The sequence below is a fragment of the Sphingopyxis terrae subsp. terrae NBRC 15098 genome, from assembly GCF_001610975.1.
In the GTDB taxonomy this organism is placed as follows: domain Bacteria; phylum Pseudomonadota; class Alphaproteobacteria; order Sphingomonadales; family Sphingomonadaceae; genus Sphingopyxis; species Sphingopyxis terrae_A.
Genome location: NZ_CP013342.1, coordinates 2,448,972 through 2,463,107, shown reverse-complemented (window position 1 = coordinate 2,463,107; position 14,136 = coordinate 2,448,972). Strand labels below are relative to the sequence as shown.

General features: G+C 63.5%; 10 protein-coding genes. 3 read left to right on the top strand and 7 right to left on the bottom strand.

The window, feature by feature from the left end; genetic code table 11:
- Window positions 1-29: 29 nt before the first annotated feature.
- From AOA14_RS11815 to AOA14_RS11800, 4 genes are all read right to left on the bottom strand, one after another.
- Window positions 30-1,631 carry a tannase/feruloyl esterase family alpha/beta hydrolase gene (locus AOA14_RS11815; protein WP_238929645.1) on the bottom strand — a complete coding sequence of 534 codons (1,602 nt, stop codon included), beginning with the start codon at window positions 1,629-1,631 and terminating at the stop codon, window positions 30-32.
- A gap of 112 nt (window positions 1,632-1,743) precedes the next feature.
- Complete coding sequence (locus tag AOA14_RS11810) at window positions 1,744-3,069, bottom strand: spinster family MFS transporter (RefSeq protein WP_062901955.1); 1,326 nt, start codon at window positions 3,067-3,069, stop codon at window positions 1,744-1,746.
- 30 nt (window positions 3,070-3,099) lie between these two features.
- Window positions 3,100-5,130, bottom strand: a complete 2,031-nt coding sequence (locus AOA14_RS11805) for an acetoacetate--CoA ligase (RefSeq protein ID WP_062901954.1) — start codon at window positions 5,128-5,130, stop codon at window positions 3,100-3,102.
- A gap of 110 nt (window positions 5,131-5,240) precedes the next feature.
- Complete coding sequence (locus AOA14_RS11800) at window positions 5,241-7,889, bottom strand: TonB-dependent receptor plug domain-containing protein (RefSeq protein WP_062901953.1); 2,649 nt, start codon at window positions 7,887-7,889, stop codon at window positions 5,241-5,243.
- Window positions 7,890-8,049: 160 nt separating this feature from the next.
- Here AOA14_RS11800 and AOA14_RS11795 point away from each other — a divergent pair, with 160 nt between their 5' ends.
- Both AOA14_RS11795 and AOA14_RS11790 read left to right on the top strand, forming a co-directional pair.
- Window positions 8,050-9,123: an AraC family transcriptional regulator gene (locus AOA14_RS11795; protein ID WP_062901952.1), complete on the top strand. Its 1,074-nt coding sequence runs from the start codon at window positions 8,050-8,052 to the stop codon at window positions 9,121-9,123.
- Between the two features lie 620 nt (window positions 9,124-9,743).
- Window positions 9,744-10,376: a cryptochrome/photolyase family protein gene (locus AOA14_RS11790; protein WP_238929644.1), complete on the top strand. Its 633-nt coding sequence runs from the start codon at window positions 9,744-9,746 to the stop codon at window positions 10,374-10,376.
- A gap of 215 nt (window positions 10,377-10,591) precedes the next feature.
- On the opposite strand, the gene AOA14_RS11785 is transcribed toward AOA14_RS11790, so the two are convergent.
- A complete protein-coding gene (locus tag AOA14_RS11785) occupies window positions 10,592-11,623 on the bottom strand; it encodes an IS110 family RNA-guided transposase (protein WP_062901951.1) in 1,032 nt (343 codons plus the stop codon).
- 99 nt (window positions 11,624-11,722) lie between these two features.
- On the opposite strand from AOA14_RS11785, the gene AOA14_RS11780 reads away from it, so the two are divergent.
- On the top strand, window positions 11,723-12,640 hold the full coding sequence (locus tag AOA14_RS11780) for a cryptochrome/photolyase family protein (RefSeq protein WP_062901950.1): 918 nt from the start codon (window positions 11,723-11,725) through the stop codon (window positions 12,638-12,640).
- On the opposite strand, the gene AOA14_RS11775 is transcribed toward AOA14_RS11780, so the two are convergent.
- Both AOA14_RS11775 and AOA14_RS11770 read right to left on the bottom strand, forming a co-directional pair.
- On the bottom strand, window positions 12,634-13,377 hold the full coding sequence (locus tag AOA14_RS11775) for an SDR family NAD(P)-dependent oxidoreductase (protein WP_062901949.1): 744 nt from the start codon (window positions 13,375-13,377) through the stop codon (window positions 12,634-12,636). The two genes, AOA14_RS11780 and AOA14_RS11775, sit on opposite strands and share 7 nt — an antisense overlap.
- Window positions 13,378-13,446: 69 nt before the next feature.
- Window positions 13,447-14,034, bottom strand: coding sequence for a PAS domain-containing protein (locus tag AOA14_RS11770; protein WP_062901948.1), 588 nt, complete (start codon window positions 14,032-14,034; stop codon window positions 13,447-13,449).
- Window positions 14,035-14,136: the final 102 nt, after the last annotated feature.

Below are 14,136 nucleotides of genomic sequence, written 5' to 3'. Positions count from 1 at the left end.
AGACGATACGCCCGGCGGAAAGGGGCAGCTCAGCGATCGTCCGGCGCGACGCACCGAAAGCTGCTCGCCGACAGCGTCGACCCCCAACCGCGATATTCGACCTTCCGCGGATAGGCGCACAGCGGGCGTTGCATGTCGATCCTGCCGGCGTCGTCGCTGGCGAACTTCGTAGCGATGACCTGATCGGGCGCATCGCCCCCGTCCGCCCATTCGATCAGCGCCGAAAATAGATCATGCTCTGCGTCATAGCCGGGCGGCTGGGGTGGGATCCCGAGCGTGGCGTTGAAGCTGTCCGGCCCGGTCCCGCCGCCGCAATGCATCATGCCGGGCGCCAGGAACAGGCGCGCGCTCTCCGCAAGCCGGTGATCGCCGCCGACCTCGGCCGCCTGACGATCGAAAAATGCGATCGACTGGCCGGGCGCCACGAGCGTATCGGCAAGGCCGTGGAAAATGATCAGCTTGCCGCCGCGCGCGGTAAAAGCCGCAAGACTTCCGCGCGTCGCGTCGTTGACGATCGGGTCGAGGCGCGCATCGACCGTGGGCATGTCGCGATCGAAATCGAATCCCTTCCAGTCCCAATCGGCGCCGAACACCCATTTGAACAGCGCCCCGAAAGGTGGCTGATCCCTGATCGGCTTTTGAAGGAAGGACCAGCCGAAGGTGTCGGGCGTTTCGCTTCCCGGCAACCAGCCGAAGTAATTGGCCTTGCCCGCGCGGTTCGTGGGCCCCGAATAAAAGGCCCGCGCGGTTGCAACCTCGGCTTCGGTCAAGCAAGCGTTGCCCGCCGCGCCCCTGCATTGCAGCACCCCCGGGTCGAACTTGCAATTCAGCGGGTCCGAAACAAACCGGTCGCCCGCGAGGCCATGGCCCTGCCGCCAGCACGTCGCGACCGCCGCCCGGTTGAGCAGCTTGAGCTTGGCATCGGATAGCAGGCTGTCCGGCGTGCGGTGCGCAGCGGCATAGTCCCAGAGCACTGCGGCGTGCCCCCATGTGCGGTTAATGACCGGCGCTCCGACCAGAATCCCGTCATAGTCTTCAGGATAGTAGAGCGATTCGATGAGCCCCTGCTGCCCGCCCGTCGAACATCCGGTATAAAAGGAACGCCTTGCATCGCGGCCGTAGAAAGCCTTGGTGATCGCCTTCCCGGTGATCGTCATCACATGCGTCGAAAGCCGGCCCCAGTCCCTCCATTTGCGGGGATGATCGATGAGTGCCTCACCATCCAGCGGCGACGCCGGTGCGGTTCCGGCATCGGTCGTCGCGGTCGCAAATCCGCGGCGCAGACCATCGACCATTCCCGAATAGCCGCCGGCAAGGACACCGGCAAAGCCGCCGTTGCCATTGCCATGGAAGACGCCGGCCCATCGCTCGGTCGGCAGCCATATCTCGACGCCAATGTCAGAATCTAGGTCCGAGCGCACGCGCGCAACCACGCGGCAGAAGCTTCGATAGCCAGGCATGTCGTCCGCTATGCCGAGCTCGGCGGCCTTTGCAGGGACAAGCGCAGCGCTTTCGATTGTCGTGTCGGCAAGGCGCAATCGGGCGAGGTTGGTGCAGCGCCGTGCGGCGTCGGCGGACGACGGCGTTTCCGCCGCCGTGGCTACCGCCGTAGGAACCAACAATCCGGCCACCAGGGCCGTAAGGCAAGCGGCGCCATATTTCCGCGTCATATCTGTCTCCCGTCTTCTTGTCGGTGCCCAGTTCCGCCGCGCAACCTCGCTGCGCGCCAAGCGCATTTTTCGTCTAATCGCCGGCCTGCCGCGGCTCGCCGGATGCTGGCGACGACCGTTTGATCATTCGCGCAAGCCAGGCGAAGAGCAGCGCGGCGACGAGATACATTGGCGACAGCGAATAAAAGGCCATGCGGAGTGCGTGCTCGCCATATTGCGGCCGGAAAAAGTCGCTGGCCATGCCGACGAAAGTTGGCCCGAGACCGAGGCCGATCAGGTTCATGACCAGCAGCAGCAGCGCGCCCGATATCACGCGCGCGCCCGGATCGACCTCGCTCTGCACGAACGTCACCGTGGCAGGGAGGAAAAAGGAATTGAGGAAGAGCGGCACGAACAAGAGGGGGAGCGCGACCTGCCAGCTGTCGGCAGCAGCGAAGCCGAGAAAGAAGGGCAAGGCGAGAACGAGCGACCAGGCCGGGATGCTCGCATAGGCCGCCTTGTTGGTAACGCCGAACCGGTCGATCAGCCGCCCTGAGACGAAAATGCCCGCCCCCATTCCGAGGCCGACCGCCAGCGCGTACCATATTGCCACCTCCTCAAGCGTCATCCCCTTCTCACGCATGAGAAAAAGCGTGGCGAAATTGCTGACGCCATAGGTGATGAAATTTGCGGCACCGCTGGCTAGCGCCGCGAGCGTCAATATCCTGTTGCCGAAAAAGGCGCGGATCGCCTGCCCGAAGCTGTGCGCCGGTTCCGCCGCGGCCGCAGGAAGCGGGTCGAAGCGGCCGCGCGCGGGTTCGGGCACGATGATATAGACGAGGACTGCGGTAACGACGCCTATCGCGCCGACGATGAGGAAAGGCGCGCGCCAGTCATAGGCCGCCGCGAGCGACGCGCCGAACGCGACCCCGAGCGCCGAACCGATCGGCGGGCCGAGGTTGAAGATGCCCATCGCGGTGCCGCGCTGCTCGCGCGGAAACGTGTCCGATATGATCGCGTAGGACGGCGGAACGCCGCCGGCTTCGCCGACACCAACCGCCATACGTGCCGCCACAAGTTGCCCATAGTTCGCCGCCATGCCGCATGCCGCGGTCGCGGCGCTCCACAGGCCGCAAGCGATCGAAAGCACCTTTACGCGATTGGTGCGGTCGGCGAGCCAACCAACAGGAATCGCGATAAAACAATAGAAGAGCGCAAAATAGAAACCGGTGATCCGGCCGAGTTCGCTGTCGGTGATGTGCAAGCCGTCCTGAATCGGCTTGGCGAGGATCGAGACGAGCTGGCGATCGAGGAAGTTCAGCACATAGACGAAGCACAGCATGCCGAGCACAAGGCCGTGATGCCCGGCCGGCTTCGATCGTTCCAGGTCAGACCTGTCCGCAAATGTCCTATTGTCCATATCGCGTCCTCTCCCAGACCATTTGCGTTATCACATCCTATCTCCCGCCCCGTTCCAGCGCTGTGCCCGATCGATGTACCAAGGCAAGACCTCAGGCGTCGCGGTCGCGTCGGCGCTGATGACCTTGGTAACGGGCCATCCGGCGAACAGCCGCTTGATCGGGAGCTCCTGCTTCTTTCCAGAAAGCGTGTGCGGGATGCCGGGTGCCTCGATCAGATGATCGGGCACGAAGCGCGGCGAGAGACTCGAACGTATGGCCGATGCAATCGCCTGCTCCATCGCAGGGTCGACGGCTCGCCCCTCCGCCGGCACGACGAACATGATGAGCGTGCTGTCGCCGTCTTCACGCTCGACGTCGATGATCATCGTGTCGACGATTTCGGGCAGGCGCTCGACAGCAGCATAGATTTCGGCGGTTCCCATGCGCAGGCCGTGGCGGTTGATCGTTGCGTCGCTGCGGCCGGAAATGGTGCAACTGCCGTCGGCCCCGATCGTGAGCCAGTCGCCGTGACGCCATATGCCGGGCCATTCGGCGAAATAGGAGTCGCGATAGCGGCTGCCGTCTTCGTCGCCCCAGAAATAGAGCGGCATGCTGGGGAAGGGACGGGTGCAGACAAGTTCGCCGACCTCGCCGATCACAGCCTGTCCCCGCTCGTCCCAAGCCTCGATGGCGGCGCCGAGCTGGCGGCACTGAAGCCGCCCCGGCGTGTCGGGTAACTCGGGATTTCCGGCCATGAAGGCGGCGGCGATCTCGGTACCGCCGCTGACATTGCACCACCAGATATCGGGCCGTCCGATGGCGGCGAACTGCGCCGAACCCCAGCGCTGGACGTCCGGCGGTAGCGGCGAGCCAGTGCTACCGAGCGCGCGCACCCGGTGCAACCCGTCGAGTCCGGCGACGTCGAGCCCGGCCTTGCGGCAACTCGCGAAGAAGGCAGCGCCGGCGCCGAACCAGGTCACTCCGCTCTCTGCCGCAAAGCGCCAGAGCCGGGTCCAGTCAGGATCGGCCTTGGAACCGCTCGGCGATCCGTCGAACAGGCAAATCGTCGTCCCGCTGAGCAGTCCGCCCACCTGAATGTTCCACATCACCCAGCCCGTGGCGCTGAACCAGTGGAAGCGGTCGCCGAAATTATTGGACTCATAGCTCGGTCCGAGATCGAAATGGAGTCGCCCCGCGGCGGTTGCCAGCAGCACCCCGCCGTGCCCGTGCACGATCGCCTTCGGAAGTCCCGTTGTTCCGCTCGAATAGAGGATCCACAGCGGATGGTCGAAGGGTAGCCATTCGGGCTCAAAGCCGGCGACCTCGGCATCGTCCCGCGCGATGGCCGCTTCGAACGCCACCGCCCCCGGCACCGCCCCAGCGCCGAACCCGCTTTCGATGACGAACAATGCCTCGATACAGGGAAGCGCGGCGCAAATTTCGGCGACGCAGGCGCTACGATCCATGGCTTTGCCAGCGTAGAAGACGCCATCGACAGCGATGAGCGCCTTGGGCTCGGTTTGCCGCAGCCGATCAAGCACCGCATTGGTCCCCATGTCGGGCGAGCACAGGCTCCATATCGCCCCCAGGCTGGCGCACGCGAGCAGGCCCACCACCGCCTCGGCTATATTGGGAAGGTAGGCCGCAACGCGATCGCCCCGCCCCACCCCGCGCCGGCGTAGTTCCAAGGCCAGTGAGGCGCTCTGCCGCTTGAGCTCGGCCCAACCGAGGGTTCGTTGCTCCCCCCGTTCGTTCACCGCCACGATGGCGGGCTGCCCGGCAGAATCCGCTGCCGCGGCGTGGCGGAAAACATGGCGCGCATAGCTGACCTCGGCGCCCTCGCACCAGCGCGCACCCGGCATCGTGTCTGCGCCGAGCATCGCGGAGAAGGGCGTCCGCGATTCGATCCGGTCATAGTCCCAGATACTGCGCCAGAAACTTTCGAGATCGGTCACCGACCAGCGGTGCAAATCGTCATAATGCGCGAACTCTAGGTCGCACGTGGCCTTGAGCTGTTCGAGATACAGGCGGATCTGCGGGGCGGGAGCCGCGATGGCCGCGCTGTTGCTGGCAATTGGCATCGAATGGCAAACCTTATCTCATGTCGGAAGGAAGCCGAGGTTCGCGCGCGCTCACGAACGTCGACCGCAAGGAACAGCAGCGCGCCCTCACGGACGCGCTGCCATCCGCATCAGAAGGATGTGCGCAGGCTCATGGCGGCATAACGCCCGATCGCATTATAGGCGCCGCCGATGCCGTCCGTGCCTGGGAAGAAAGGCGGTGTCTTGTCGAACAGATCGTTGATCTGCAGCGCGACCTCGGTTCCCTTGGCGAATGGCAGGTCGGGAAGCTTCAGCGAGAGTCGCAGATCGACCGTCGTATAGCCTTTGGCCTTGTAGAGGCTCGACCCGGTTGGCGTCGCATAGGCGGCCGTCACGCCGCTGCGATGGTTGACGAAATTGGCGAGCGTCACCGGCCCCGCGGCGATGCCCAATGTCGTGCGCAGCGTGGTTCGCGGTATCCCGGCCTCGAGTGAGTTGCTGACCGCGGACGTCGGCGACAACTGGTTGCGATATTTCAGGATATAATTGCCCGCGATGCCGCCGAAGAGGGTGCCGAAACCCGCCGTGTGCCGATAGCGCAGATCGAAATCGATCCCGTTGGTCTTGCGGATGCCGAAATTGCCCTGACGCAGGTCGAGGATGTTGCCGATCGTCGGGATGGCCGCGAAGGTGTAGAAAAAGGGCACGGTGTCGGTAATCGCGTCGGTTAGTTGTCCCGCAGTCGGATTGCGGATGACCCGCGATGCGAAGGTTGGGTCGCTGAACAGGATGGCGCCCAGTCCCGAAGGGGTTCCGATGACATCATCATATTTGATATCATAAAAGGTCGCGCTCGCGCTGAAATCGGGCGCGAGCCGCGGCCGCAGATCGACGCCGAAGGAGAAGGTCCGCGCCTTTTCGGGCTTGAGCGCCTGGTTGCCGCCGTAGAGGAGAATTGTGTTTACTTGCGTCGCCCCGCGCGACGGGTCGCGCGCACCGAACGCATCGACCAGCGCCGCCGCGGCATAATAGGACCCCACGGTGGACCCTAGATCGCGTAGCCCCGGCGCGCGGAACGAGCGGCCATAGCTACCCCGGAAATTCAGCCCTTCGACCGGTTCCCAGGTCAGGCCGACCTTGGGATTGGTCGTCGAACCGAAATCGCTGTAGTGATCGTAGCGCCCCGAAAGCGACAGCGTGAGGCTGCGCATCATCGGCGATGCATTGCCCTCGCCCACGATCGGCACAAACAGCTCGCCGTAAAGCGACTGGACGCTGCGTTTCAGGTCCTCGGGGAAGCCCACACCGCCGCTCGATCCGCGCTGATCATATGTCTCGCGCCGATATTCGGCGCCGAGCGCGACCTTGATCGCACCGCCCGGCAAATCCGCCAGCGGGCCATCGACTTTCACCGCGCCGATCCGGGTGCGTTGGTGATTGGTGAAGTCGGTCGGATTATCCAGGATAGCCGCAACGACAGCGGAGCTCGTCCCCGTACGGAACGGGTCGAGCGCGGTCGCGGCCGTCGTTCCGGCGGCGGCCGTTGCCAGCGCCGTCGTGTTGATGCCCGGCTGGAACGTGTCGTTCCGCGACCAGTTGAAGGTTCCATAAACGCTGGCTTTGAAATCGCCGGCCAGCTTGACGTCGAGACCGGCCGTCGCATTGCCCGTCCGGACACGGTAGCTTTGGTCGAAATGATCGTCGCCAACCAGATTGTCGGGCCTGAAATCGACATATTCATAAGTCGTTCCCGTTCCCGGCGGGGGGCGGAAAAACGGGTTGGCCGCCGTCAGCAGAACGAAGGTCTGACCAGGCAGCGCCGCCTGGACAATATCCTTGCGGTCCGAATAGAGAAGATCGGCCCACACGGTGACCGCGGAGGAGAGCTCCTGCCGCGCCGACACGAAAAGGCTGTGCGTGCGGTTCTGCGGTACCAGGTCGACGGGTCCGCGCGGATCGCAAGTGTTGATCCCCGGCGTCAGGCTCGGCGCAGCATAGATGGTGCCGGTGAACAGATTGACGTTCGCGTCCGGGCAGACGGTCGAGCGCGTATCAATGCCGCCCGCAGCACGAAAATCGAGCGAGCGATACCGGCGGTCGGCCCCGGTGATGTTGCTGTTTTCGGAATATTGATACGCGGCGACGAAGGAACCGCTGTCCCAGGCATGCCCGAAAATCGCGCCGGCGTTGAAGGCATGATAATCGTCTGCAAAGCCATAGCGAACATTGGCCTCGAAGCCCGACACGCGCTTGCGGGTGATGAAATTGACAACCCCCGCGACCGCATCCGACCCGTAAATCGCCGATGCGCCGTCGGCGACGATCTCGACGCGTTCGATCGCGAGTTCGGGCAGGAACGGATAGTCCGGATTGGTCTGCTGGGTGCTGCCGGAGATCAGGCGATGGCCGTTCATCAGCGGCAAGGTTGCAGCCGGCGGCAAGCCGCGCAGGCCGGGCGCAAAGGAACCGAGGCCGCCGTTGCTTGTGCGCGGTGCGGTGTTGAAGCTGTTGAGCTGCGGCACGGTCGCGAGCAATTCGGGGGTGCTCGCGGCCCCGATCAACTTGGCATCATCGCGCGACACGCTGATAAGGCCGGAGCCGGTGGGCGGGATGCCGCGGATGCTGGAGCCCGTGACGATAATCTCGGAGTCACTCCCCGCCGCACTATCCTCGACCGCATCGTTCGCGCCGGCGCCTTGCGCCTGCGCGGCGGTGGCCGCACCCAGCATGACCGCGAAGATGGCCGAACCGCACAACATGCGCGCGCGGCTCCCCGTAAGAATGAATCTGGTCGACATGATGATCCTCTTCCCTGCTGCTCTTGTCTTGGTCACGGACATTGCCGCGGCCGGACGTTGCCGGCTTGCTATGCTGCTTATGGTTTGCCAGAGCCGTTGGTAAGAGCATTGTCGGACATCGCTATGTCTCTAGAGGACAAGATCGCACGAAAGGGCTGCTATGACCGTCGACGAGGATCAGAGCACGCTGACCAGCCGCAATCCGCGCGCCGGCTTCCCCTCGCTTAATCAACGCATCTTCGCCCCTTTCAAGATCGCGACCGTCATCGATACGGTGGCGGGGCGTGGAATCGATGCGGCGACCGTACTTGAACGGACGGGATTGACGCTGGCCGAGGTGCGCGATCCGCATACGCTGACCTCGATCGGCCAGTATCTGACCGCCTGCGAAAATATCGTGGTGGCCGGTGCGCGGTTCGCGGACGCCTTCGCGATCGGGTCGCGGCTGCATCTGTCAGCCTATGGCATGTACGGTTATGCGCTGATGTGCTCGCCGACGATGCGCGACTTCTTCGACTTCGCCGTACGCTACCAGCCGCTCGCCACCCCCACGGTACGGCTTGGCTGGCGGACGGAAGGAGAGGTCGCCGTTTGGCAATTTCAGGAAATCTATCGCGACGTGATGAGCAATGACGTGCGCACTTTCCTCATCCGCCAACAGATGAAGATGACCTACACCCATATTCGCGATGCGGCGGGATCGGACAATGTTCCGGTCCGCGCGCGGTTCGCGCTGCCCGAAGAGGCGCGCTCGGCGGAGGACGAACGCGAACTGTCCTGCCCCTGCTTCTACGCCGCGGATGCCAATGAACTGCATTATCCGATCGGCATCCTCGAACAGACGCCGGAACTGGGCAACCGGTTGACGCGCACGATGCTCGAAGAGACATGCGACCGGCTGATCGGCCAATCGCGAATATCATCGGGACTGTCGGGGGAAGTTTATCAACTCCTGCTCCTCGCCCCGAACCACTTCCCCTCGATGACGGCGATCGCCGAACAAATCGGGCTGCAGGAACGCACGCTGCGCCGTCGTTTGGCCGCCGAAGACACGAGCTATGGCGAGATCGTCGACGATGTCCGCCGGAAACTCGCCATCGAATATCTGCAGACAACACGCATGAGCGTCGATGATGTCGCCTGGAAGGTCGGTTTCAGCGACAGCGCCAACCTGCGCCGCGCCGTCCGCAGGTGGACCGGCAAAACGATCAACGAAGTCCGCTCGGAAAAATAGCCGAGATCGCAGTGATGCGGCCTGGGCGAAACAGGCGTTGCCGCCTGGGGCGGATCGCGGTCTGTCCGTTTTCGGGTGGGAATCGCAGCCGCGACATAGCGCGCGCGCCGCCGTCGATTTGGTCGCTCTGGACGTCGCGGCGGAATGGCCTTTTGCAATCGATAACGATGCAGGGCTGACGAGATATTCCGGACCGCGCCAGACGGCGCAGCCCGGTGAAAAGCATTCAACCCAATGTTGTTTTGAAGCTCGGCGGCAATACGCGGGTTATCGGGTCGGAGTTCCCGACGGAAAATGGAAATTGGTGAGGCAGTCCGCTCAAATGATTTCGGCTATAATCCACTCATTTTGGAAAGGAAAAATGCGTAACCAGCGCCGCCGACGAAGGCTGACACCCGTCGACGAACGGCATAATGGATGGCTTTCCCGGTCATAGAACCGGCTGGTGCGCTCTAGCCGGATGCCTCTAACCAGACACGCTGCTCTGCCAAAATGGCTGGCCGAAAGTCCATATTGGCGGAGCCCGAAGCGCGCTGCATCGTCTGTTTTATGGACCATCATCCACATCCGTCAGCCCTGTCCCGTCCCGGAGGGCCGAGCGAATGCCGCCGCGCGGTGCCATGACCAGACCCAGCGAGATTGTCCTGATATTGGGAGACCAATTGACCCCCGCCATCTCGTCGCTCCGCGATGCGTCGCCGGCCGACACGATTCTGCTGATGGCCGAAGTCGCCGAAGAAGCGGGATACGTTCCCCACCACCGCAAGAAGCTTGCCTTTCTCTTTTCCGCGATGCGCCATTTTGCCGAGGAGATGTGCGCACAGGGATGGCGCGTCGACTATGTCCGCCTCGACGATCCGGACAATAGCGGATCGCTCGGCGGCGAGGTTGCGCGCGCACGCAATCGCCATGGCGACCTTCCCTTGCGCGTGACCGAAGCGGGCGAGTGGCGCCTCGCCGAGGCGATGCGTGCCTGGACGAACTGCACCATCTTCGCCGACGACCGATTTTTCTCTGCACCCAATCAATTCGCGGCGTGGGCCGAGGGTCGGAAGACTCTGCGGATGGAATATTTCTACCGCATGATGCGCCGCGAGACGGGGCTGCTGATGGATGGCGAAGTCCCGCTCGGCGGCCGCTGGAATTTCGATGCCGACAACCGCAAACCCGCCGAGCGCGATCTTCTGATGACCCGCCCGCACGCTTTCCCATCTGTGGACGCCCCAAAAGACGCAAGCGATTTTTGGAGGTAGTGCACGTAGTCGGATGCGGCCATCTGTCCGGCCTTGCAATGCAGCATCGGAGGCTGCGGGCCCGTATGGGAGTTCGCGGACCGGAACCACATCACCCACAGCGTGCTCGCGGCACAGTGGAAAGCCCTGGTTCTTCCGGCCCCGTCTCGCCGACTGTTGTGCCATACTCTCCTTCGACCGACTACGCCTTCCGGCGACCTCTGGTCCGCCTTGGCTTACGCCGCGGCTGCGACCGGAGCTCTGTAATCCTCTCCCTTTACAAGCACGGCCCAGATGATCCGCGCTGTCTTGTTGGCAAGGGCAACCGTGACTAGCATACGCGGTTTCCTCGCCATCATCTGCTCGAGCCAGGAGCCTTGAGGCGCGCCTCGCTTGCTGGCCTGCAGGACCACCGCACTGCAACCGATGATGAGCAATCGCCGCAGTGTGCGCTCGCCCATTTTGGATATCGAGCCCAGCTTCTGCTTGCCGCCCGTCGACATCTGCCTTGGCGCCAGACCTAGCCACGCCGCAAAGTCCCGTCCCTTGGTGAAGCTTTCTGCTGGAGGCGCCAGAGCCGCCAATGCGGTGGCCGTAATCGGTCCAACCCCAGGGATCGTCATAAGCCGCCTCGCGACGGCATCCTCACGAGCCCGGCGCGCAATCTCCTTGTCGAGATCGCCGATCTTCTCGTTCAGCTCCTCCAGCAGGTCGAGCATCGTGCGGAACATCGACCTGGCTGCCTCGGGTAGCGACGAGGCCATCTCGTCCTCAAGCAGATCGCCGAGCATCGCGACGTGCGAGGGACCCTTGGGCGCTACCCAGCCATATTCGGTAAGATGACCTCGGATGGCATTGATCAGCTGGGTGCGCTGCCGCACCAGCAGGTCACGGGTCCGGAACACCAGGCCTGACGCCTGCTGCTCTTCGCTCTTGATCGCCACGAACCGCATGCTCGGGCGCTGGGCGGCCTCGCAGATCGCCTCCGCATCCGCCGCATCATTCTTGTTCCGCTTCACGAACGGCTTCACATACGCGGGCGGGATCAGCTTCACCTTGTATCCCAGCCGTGTCAGCTCTCGGCCCCAATGGTGCGCGCCCCCACAGGCTTCCAGCGCGACCGTACAACGCTGGTGCCCAGCAAAGAACTCCAGCAGCTTCCCTCGGCCGATCTTGCGGCTGAACAGTGCTCGCCCGCTCGCATCCGCGCCGTGCGCATGAAAAACATTCTTCGCGATATCCAATCCGATTATGCTAACTTCCAACACGGACGCCTCCTCTAGTGGTGTGATAACACCTCCACTATGGCACATCGATGCCGCCGGGGGGCGTCCACCCCATCACCCGACGTCATCACACGCGATGTCATGGCGATGGTCGAAACCCGATTCCCCGATAATTTCGGTGCGCTGTCGCCATTCGGATTTGCCGTCACCCGTGCCGATGCGGAAGCGGCATTCGACGATTTCGTCGCGCATCGGCTCGCGCGCTTTGGCGACAATCAGGACGCCATGCTCGCCGGCGAGCCTTTTCTCTACCATGCGGTGATCGCGCAGTATCTCAATTGCGGGCTACTCGATCCGCGCCGGGTTTGCGCCAGCGTCGACGAGGCTTGCCGCGCGGGACGCGTACCCATCAACGCCGCCGAAGGCTTCATTCGCCAGATCCTCGGATGGCGCGAATGTATGCGCGGCATATATTGGCATTTCATGCCCGGCTATGCCGATGAGAACCGGCTCGGCGCCACGCGGCCGCTCCCCGCATTCTACTGGACCGCCGATACCAATATGGCGTGCGTTGCCGCCTGCGTGCGCCAGACGCGTGATGAGGCCTATGCGCACCACATCCAGCGGCTCATGGTCACCGGCAATTTCGCGCTGCTGGCGGGAGTCGATCCGGCCGAGCTCCACCGCTGGTATCTCGCCGTTTATGCCGATGCCTATGAATGGGTCGAGCTGCCCAATACGCTGGGCATGAGCCAGTTCGCCGACGGCGGGCTACTTGCATCCAAGCCTTATGCGGCGAGCGGCGCTTATATCAACCGCATGTCGGACTATTGCCGCGGCTGCCGCTACGATGTCAAAAAGCGGACCGGTGCGGGAGCTTGCCCCTTCAATTTTCTCTATTGGGATTTCATCGCGCGGCACGCGGTGCGGCTTGGCGCCAATACCCGCATGCAACCGGTTCTGCGCGGCTGGAACCGTTTTGCCGAGAAGGAACAGAGGCAGATCCGCAGCGAAGCAAGTCGATTTCTGGCGGCGATGGACGAAGACGGTTCTCAGTAGACGATTGGCTGCCCATCCCACGCAAAGAAGCCGCCGCTATCCTCGGCTGTCAGGCGCTCGATCACCTGCAGCAGATGATCGGCGCTTTGTTCGGCGCGTTGCAATTGCCCCGCCGCCAAACCGCGCTGAAACGGCATCGAAAGCCGCGTGTCGACCGTGCCGGGGTGCAGGCTCACGACGATGCTCTCGCGATTCATACGGCTCGCCTCGATCGCAATGCCGCGTACGAAGGCATTGAGCGCCGCTTTCGACGCGCGGTAGCCGTACCAGCCGCCGAGACGGTTGTCGCCGATCGAACCGACGCGTGCCGAAAGAAAGGCCATGACCGCGCGGCCATCGCGCGCGAGATGCGGCAGGAAATGCTTCGCCGCAATCGCCGGGCCGATACTGTTCACGTGGAAAAGTTCAGCAAGCGATGCAGGGTCGAGCTGCCGCACCGATTTTTCGGGCCTTACCGCGCTGGCGCGGTGCAGCAGGCCGGTCGCGACCAGAATGAGGTCGAGCGGCTCTTCGGCGGCGATTGTCGTTGCAGCCTCTTCAAGGCTCACTTCATCGGCGAAGTCGAAGGTGAAGGACGTCACCGCCGGGCTTCTCGCTGCAATCGCGCGCCGCGATCCGGCATAGATTTTCTCGACGCCCCGACGCTCAAGCGCCGCGACCAGCGCCGAACCGATACCACCGCTCGCGCCGAGCACGCAGGCCCGGCGCGGCGTCCCTCTCCCGCGTCTTTCGTTCATCGCGCGGCGGTTTGCACGATGGCGGCGCTCAGGCGATACCGCCTTTGGTGCAGTCTGCCCTTGTGGTCATCAAAAGCCGGCTTCGACCGCAACGCGAATCGCGTCGGCCGTGGTCGCCACGCCGAGCGCCTTCAGCAGCGCGGCGCGGTGCATCTTCACTGTCCGCTCCGAAAGGCCGAGGCTGTAGCCGATCTGCTTGTTGAGATTGCCTTCGGCCATCAGCAGCAGCACCTCGCGCTGCCGCGGTGAAAGCGCGTCGATGCGCGCGCGCGCCTCCGCCTGGCGCTCGCCGCGCAGAAGCACACCATCGTCAACTTCCATCTGCGACCCCAGAAAATATTCGAGGCTGCCATCGCTTCCAAAGATCGGCGCGACGAGAACAGCGTTGCGGAAAGGCGTGCCGTCCTTCTTGTAATTGAGGATTTCAACGAGCACGGGACGCCGTTCGCGGATGGCGCTGCGCAACTGTTGGCTGAGCTCGGCCTCGGTTCCCGGACCGGTCAGAAACCGGCAATTCTGTCCGATGATCTCGTCGGCGGAATAACCGGTCAGCGCGACAAAGGCATCGTTGCATTCGACGATCGGATTGTCGGGGCGCCGCGGATCGCTGATGACCGCCGCGATCGGGCTGGTTGCGATCATCGCTTTGAGGGACATGCAATTCGGACTTTCATCTTCGGGGAGCGACCTGCCCCAATGGACATGTTGCGACAAAGCAGCGCCGCAATGCAAGTCATAGTCGGCGGCCCTCTTCCCTCA

Coding starts and splice junctions, on each gene's coding strand:
- AOA14_RS11810 (WP_062901955.1), bottom strand. CDS start 3,069: ATGGACAATAGGACATTTGCGGACAGGTCTGACCTGGAACGATCGAAG.
- AOA14_RS11805 (WP_062901954.1), bottom strand. CDS start 5,130: ATGCCAATTGCCAGCAACAGCGCGGCCATCGCGGCTCCCGCCCCGCAG.
- AOA14_RS11800 (WP_062901953.1), bottom strand. CDS start 7,889: ATGTCGACCAGATTCATTCTTACGGGGAGCCGCGCGCGCATGTTGTGC.
- AOA14_RS11795 (WP_062901952.1), top strand. CDS start 8,050: ATGACCGTCGACGAGGATCAGAGCACGCTGACCAGCCGCAATCCGCGC.
- AOA14_RS11790 (WP_238929644.1), top strand. CDS start 9,744: ATGACCAGACCCAGCGAGATTGTCCTGATATTGGGAGACCAATTGACC.
- AOA14_RS11780 (WP_062901950.1), top strand. CDS start 11,723: ATGGCGATGGTCGAAACCCGATTCCCCGATAATTTCGGTGCGCTGTCG.
- AOA14_RS11775 (WP_062901949.1), bottom strand. CDS start 13,377: ATGAACGAAAGACGCGGGAGAGGGACGCCGCGCCGGGCCTGCGTGCTC.
- AOA14_RS11770 (WP_062901948.1), bottom strand. CDS start 14,034: ATGTCCCTCAAAGCGATGATCGCAACCAGCCCGATCGCGGCGGTCATC.